This is a genomic window from Bradyrhizobium iriomotense (assembly GCF_030160715.1).
In the GTDB taxonomy this organism is placed as follows: domain Bacteria; phylum Pseudomonadota; class Alphaproteobacteria; order Rhizobiales; family Xanthobacteraceae; genus Bradyrhizobium; species Bradyrhizobium iriomotense.
Genome location: NZ_BSOW01000086.1, coordinates 1 through 5,989, shown reverse-complemented (window position 1 = coordinate 5,989; position 5,989 = coordinate 1). Strand labels below are relative to the sequence as shown.

Here is a 5,989-nt window from a genome sequence, read left to right as displayed (position 1 = left end):
CCGACGCCCTTGGCATAATGCACCTCATACAGTTTGCGTTGGGGATGTTGAATGGAGATGACTTGAGTTGGCGACCCATTTTCGCAAGCGTCGATCGACAGCGTCGTCGATTGTAATGGCATATGGCGCATTTGGTTTTCGTTGCGTCGCCGGGACAATGCCATGTTCGATCCAGTAGTGAACGACCCACAGACTGACACCATATTTTGCGCGAACCTGACTGACATTGAGGGTGCCGTCAGGCGGGGATGGTCTGAAGATGCGATGCTTGTGACGGATCCAGTTTATCATGCTGGCGGTAAACGGTTTGCCGGTCGGGCTCGTCAATCTCTCGCGGTTAAGTCGTGCAGCGATCTCTTTGTCATCGAATTGTCCCGCCAGCGTGCGGATTTTGGCAACAAATGAGTCGGGATAGCGGATCGCTTCTGGATAATTCGGCCGCTGCCGAACCTCGATTGTTTCCGTTGCTCCGCCCTGCCAGCAGATCTGCAAGTGCAACAGCTTTGGTTGCGGGTCCTTGACGACGGTAATATCGCGGATCAACAAACGGAGGATGCGCTTGCGATCGCGAGCCGAGGTTGTCGGCGCCTTCCACAGTCGAGGAAAGTCCTGTCCGAGCCGAAGAATCTGCTGTTTCTGTTTAGCTGTGACACTGCGCATTGTTTGGCGTTCGAAATGCGCCAGCTCGGCCTTCAGTTCGAGCACCCGCTGCATCGCGTCGTTCCAGCGTTTCTCGAGCGTACTGGCGACGAGGCGGTTGCTGGGGTCGGATTCTTCATAACGGCGCTCTGCCAAGTCGGCTTCGTAGCTGGCACGCTCGATCCTTCGGTGCCATTGTGCAGAGATTACTCTGTCACGTGCCTCCAAGTTAGTCAGCGCTGCGAGCGCGAGTTTGATCGTCAGCGGCGTGACCGCAGTCAGCAGACGTTCACTAATCGCGTCATCAAGCGGCTTTGCCGGCAGGCACATGCGGTGTGGCGGCAGTGCCTCGCGATGCCTCCAGTTGCACTCATAGATCGGGTACAGGCCGCGATTGCCTTGATAGCGCACCGTTAGGCGGCGCCCGCAGATGCCGCAAAACAACACGCCTTGAAGCAAACAGAGTCCTTCGCGAACGGGTCCGGAAAAGACTTCGTTGTTGGTCCGGTTCGCTTCCAGGCGTCTTCGATTCGCGAGGAATTGCTCCCAGGTAATATAGCCTGGATGGTGATCAGCAATGACGACGCGCCACTGCTCCTCTGGCATCCGGCGCAACCGCGTGCAGATCTCGCCAGCGGCGTCGATCTGCTTACAAGATTGGTAGCGACCGAATACGTAAGCGCCGGCGTAAGAAGGATTGGCAAGAACGCCGATAACTCGCGAATGAGTCAACCGGCCCCAGATAAGCTTGCCATTCCAGGTGCCGCCATACGCCCGACGCGGAAACAGAAGTCCTAGCTGATGGAAGCGTTGAACCACACCGTAGGCGGTGTTCTCCTGCTGAAACAGTTCGAAGACCGCTCGAACAGCGCCCTGAACTTCTTGGTCTGGGTCGAGAATGATTTTGTCGCCGTCGAATACCAGGCCAACCGGCAGAGGAAAACGCAACTCCCCCTTCTGCGCCTTATTGAGTTTACCGCCGTGGAGGCGCGCGCGAATGATATGCAGTTCGGCCTGAGCGAACGTCCCCTTCATGCCGAGGACGAGGCCATCGTTGAAGTCGGCCGGATCGTAGCAACCATCGCCATCGAACACCAAGGTCTTGGTGATGGCACATAGTTCCAGCAAGCGATGCCAATCCTTGTTGGAGCGCGCCAGGCGCGATGACTCCAGAGAGAAGATCGCGCCGACTTGCCCCATCGCGACGTCGCTCACAAGGGTCTTGAAGTCGTCGCGCCTGGTCGTCTGCTGGCCTGATTGTGCCAGATCCCCGTCGAGAATCCGGATCTGCTCCGGAGTCCAGCCGAGCGACTTCGCTTGGTTCGCTAGATTGTACTGACGCTCTGTGCTCTCCTGATTGAGACGCACTTGCGCCATCGTCGACTGGCGAATGTAGATGCAGGCTTGGCGCGCCAGGTGATGATCGGCAATCTTCGCATTCAGCATGCTCGGCTCCTTCCGCATTGAGCGGCGAGGCGCCGGCAGCAAGATAAGATTCGATCATGTTGGCGATGATGGCGCCCGCCTTGGCAAAATCGAGCGCTGCAACAGCCGGGTCCATTTAGTCGAGACTCTCGCGGCGGCGCAGAAGCTCGGCATTGATCGCGCAAATCTCGTTGAGCATCTCCTGTAGCGTGCGGTAATTGCCGAGAAACTCGGCGACCTTTGGGTAGATCGCGTTCGGCACATAACCGAGTCGCGGGCGCTCGCCGGTTCGCGCGATCGTCGACAAATATCGCTTGGGTCCGTGCCCAGGCCCGTCGACACAATGACAACCTGGTCGACCACAGGGCTTGTATGTCTCGAGGAGAGAGCCGCGCACAATCTGCTCGATTGGCGGCAGTGAACGCACCAGCTGACGGCGTCTTCGGCGCAGAGCCGAGGAGGAAGCGCTTGTCATCTTTGACGGACCGAATCAACTTTATGTCCGATTGATTCAGAGGTTGAGTCATGGGTCAAGCCTCATTTTTTGTTGCAGTTCAATGAGAGAACAAGTTCGGACAACGCCATCAAACCAGAGGCGTCGATGAGCAGCGGGGGATTGTTGTTGGCGTCCTCACTCGGGCTGCCGGGAGGCGCCCAGTCTGTCCAATCACGCCGGACCGCAAATGACCCCATCTCGGCATGACGCAGGCTCAGCCTCTCGGCGCCCGAGATCTTCCTGATCATTAGTACGGCAAAGCGTTGGCCGCGAAGTGGATGAAAGGGATGGGTTATCTCGGCCGATCCCAAAGTCTGGCCGGGCTGGAGTGCAGTTCGAAGTAACCGTGCCTACGGTGTCGGATCGCGTTGCTCAGGCGGTCGTCAAAGGATATCTGGAGCCGGATTTGGAGAAACACTTTCATCCAGACTCGTTCGGATATCGACCCGGAAAATCGGCGCTCGATGCCGTTGGGGTTGCTCGCCAGCGATGCTGGCGGCATCCCTTCGTGCTCGATCTCGACATTCGGGCTTATTTTGACTCGATATCGCATGAGCTTTTGCTCAAGGCGATTCGGAAGCACACGGACTGCGCTTGGGCGTTGTTGTACATTGAACGGTGGCTTAAAGCTCCCGTTCAACTGGAAGACGGCACCCCTGAACCCCGAGAGAAGGGCACGCCGCAGGGCTCGGTGGTATCACCGCTGATGGCGAATCTCTTTCTCCACTATGGTGCGTCAGGCCAAGCCTGATGCTTCCAGCGGGTGAAATTCCCGCCCCGCCAAGGGGAAGAGCCGCCCCACCGGGAATCGAGCCTTGGGCTTATGGAGGTAACGACATGAGCTAAGCGTAGGCAGAGCGACGCGCGGGCCGTAACGCAAGTGAAGCGGGTCAGCCTCGTAAAGATAGAAATCCGCAGGCCGACAGAGTCGTAGTGGCTGGAAGGCAAAAGTAGGTCACCGTCAAAGGCGAGGTGGCTGGAGACTGCGGCGGGGTCAGAGCGCACGGCACGTTCGGAGAAGGAAGTATCAAGGAACCTGAGAGATCCACTGTGGTCTCGGTGCGCAGCGGAAGCACGCCGAGTATGCCGGACGATATGGATCATTCCTGAGAAAGGCAGACGCTGCAGTGGAAGTCGGATTCGCTGGTAGTACTCGGAGCGCGGGAAAGCCGCGTACAGGGGGAAGCGGCGAAGCAGATGAAGACTGACCGCAGGGAAACATTACCCGCACGCACAGAGGCAGGATTCTGATGTCAACGAAACTGGGTCAGATAGCGAAGAAAGCCAAACTGGACCGAGAGGTGCGTTTCACCTCGTTGGCCCACTTGCTGACACCGGCGTTCCTCAAGGAAACTTGGCGAATGATGAACCGGGACGCAGCTAGTGGCGTCGACGGGCAAAGCACCAAACAGTTTGCGAGCGAGATGGAGAAGCGGGTCGAGGAGATCTGTGCACAGCTCAAAGAAGGCACGTACCGCGCGCCGCCGGTTCGGCGGGTCGAGATACCCAAAGGGCCGGGCAAAGTCGGAACGCGACCATTGGGGATTCCCACTGTCGCTGACCGGCTGCTGCAGCGGGCGGTCGCGCGCATTCTCGAGGCTGTGTTCGAAGCCGATTTCCTCGATTGCAGTTACGGCTTTCGACCAGGGCGAAATCCTCATCATGCCTTGCAGGCTCTGCGCCGGCATATCGTGACAAAGAAGGTTAGCCATGTGTTCGAGGCCGATATCCGCAGCTACTTCACCCGCATTGATCATCAGTGGCTACGCCGGATGGTGGCTCACCGGATTGCCGACCCGATCATCCTTCAGCTGATATCAAAATGGCTGAAGGCCGGGGCACTGCAAGACGGGATCTTCCTTCCAGCCAGGGAAGGGACTCCGCAAGGGGGCCCGATATCGCCTGTGCTCAGTAATCTGTACTTGCACTTTACGCTCGATCTTTGGTTTGCGAAGAAGTTCAAACCACTGTGTCGAGGCGAGGCATATCTGGTGCGTTTTGCTGATGACTTCGTGGGGTGCTTCCAGTTCCAGGACGATGCGCAGAACTTCCAGCGCCAGTTGCAGGAGCGGTTCGCGCAGTTCAATCTGGAGCTGGCCGAGGACAAGACTCGGCTGCTACTCTTTGGACGCTTTGCTGCCACCATGCGGGGCAAGCACGGACAGAGGCCGGAGACATTTGAATTTCTCGGCTTCAAGCATGTCTGTGGGGTGGACCGGAGCGGGCGGTTCGCCCTGATCCGTATCCCCAGCACCAAGAGCTGCAGAAAGTTCCTCGCTCGTACCCGCGAGTGGCTGCTCGAGCATCGGCACTGGAAGAGACGCGAACAGCAACAACACCTAACGGTGATGCTGCGCGGCTTCTACCAGTACTTCGCTCTGCACCACTGCGACCGTAGGCTGAGCTGGATCCGCCTTGAAACCCAGCGACAGTGGAAGCAAGCCCTACAACGCCGTGGCCAACGCCGCCGGCTGAGTTGGGCACAATTGGGCGACCGCCCGTGGTTCGAGCTTCCGTTCGCTCGAAACTTGCATCCGACGGTGTGATGAGGCGCTCTTCGCGAATGTCATCTGGGGAGCCCGGTGCGGGAAATCTGCACGCCGGGTTCTGCTTGGGGAGGCGAGTTCAAGAAGCCATGCCGGCTCGGTGAGGGCACTGACGTGAAAACGTCAGCAACAGTGAGGCTCCGCAAAGGCTACAGCTTCAAGGCTCGTCTCTACCATCCCGTTCGACATGTGGATGCGAAGAAATCATCCGAGCATCCCGTTCGAGCGTTATGCCGATGATATTCTCTGCCATTGCGACAGTGAGCGGCAGGCACAAGAACTGAAGGAGGCGCTTGCGAAGCGCTTTGCCGAATGCGGACTGGAGCTTCATCCGGACAAGACGAAGATCGTCTATTGTAAGGATGACGACCGGCGAGGTGATTATCCTGAACAGAAATTCGACTTTTTGGGCTACACGTTCCGCGCCCGTCGGTCGAAGAACCGTTGGGGGAAGCACTTCGTCAACTTCAGCCCCGGTGTCAGCAATGCCGCGACGAAGGCAATCCGACAGGAAATCCGTGCCTGGCAACTACGCTGCCGGGTGGATAAGAGGATCGACGACCTGGCGAGGATGTTCAACCCGATCATTCGAGGTTGGATGAACTACTATGGTCGGTACTACAAGTCGGCGCTTTACCCGACACTACGCCATCTCGACCGATGTCTCGCGCGATGGGCGATGTCGAAATACAAACGTCTGCGGCGACATCGAAGACGGGCAGAGCACTGGGTACGGGACATTGCTTGCCGCACCCCGACGCTGTTGGCCCATTGGCCGATGCTGCACAAGACGGCGGCTGGACGGTAAGAGCCGGATGAGCGGAGACGTTCACGTCCGGATCTGTGAGCGCCTGGGGGTGAAACTCCCCCGGGCGACTCGACG

At 58.2% G+C, this 5,989-nt stretch carries 5 protein-coding genes and 1 pseudogene; 3 read left to right on the top strand and 3 right to left on the bottom strand.

The genetic code is table 11. From position 1 onward, the window contains the following. Positions 1-24: 24 nt before the first annotated feature. The 3 genes from QQL28_RS45355 to QQL28_RS46440 form a co-directional block, all read right to left on the bottom strand. Positions 25-2,085, bottom strand: coding sequence for a recombinase family protein (locus QQL28_RS45355; RefSeq protein ID WP_284276359.1), 2,061 nt, complete (start codon positions 2,083-2,085; stop codon positions 25-27). Between the two features lie 115 nt (positions 2,086-2,200). Next, positions 2,201-2,539: a DUF6788 family protein gene (locus tag QQL28_RS46055; protein WP_348522575.1), complete on the bottom strand. Its 339-nt coding sequence runs from the start codon at positions 2,537-2,539 to the stop codon at positions 2,201-2,203. A gap of 62 nt (positions 2,540-2,601) precedes the next feature. Continuing rightward, positions 2,602-2,808, bottom strand: coding sequence for a DUF5372 family protein (locus tag QQL28_RS46440; RefSeq protein WP_431309737.1), 207 nt, complete (start codon positions 2,806-2,808; stop codon positions 2,602-2,604). 56 nt (positions 2,809-2,864) lie between these two features. On the opposite strand from QQL28_RS46440, the pseudogene QQL28_RS45345 reads away from it, so the two are divergent. The 3 genes and pseudogenes from QQL28_RS45345 to QQL28_RS45335 form a co-directional block, all read left to right on the top strand. Then, positions 2,865-3,290: pseudogene (locus QQL28_RS45345) on the top strand (reverse transcriptase domain-containing protein); the annotation flags it as partial. Positions 3,291-3,810: 520 nt separating this feature from the next. Beyond that, the gene (ltrA, locus tag QQL28_RS45340; protein WP_284276354.1) at positions 3,811-5,106 is read left to right on the top strand and encodes a group II intron reverse transcriptase/maturase; all 1,296 of its coding nucleotides are present in this window, start codon (positions 3,811-3,813) and stop codon (positions 5,104-5,106) included. Positions 5,107-5,299: 193 nt separating this feature from the next. Further along, complete coding sequence (locus QQL28_RS45335) at positions 5,300-5,914, top strand: group II intron maturase-specific domain-containing protein (RefSeq protein ID WP_229178820.1); 615 nt, start codon at positions 5,300-5,302, stop codon at positions 5,912-5,914. The last annotated feature ends 75 nt before the right edge of the window (positions 5,915-5,989 follow it).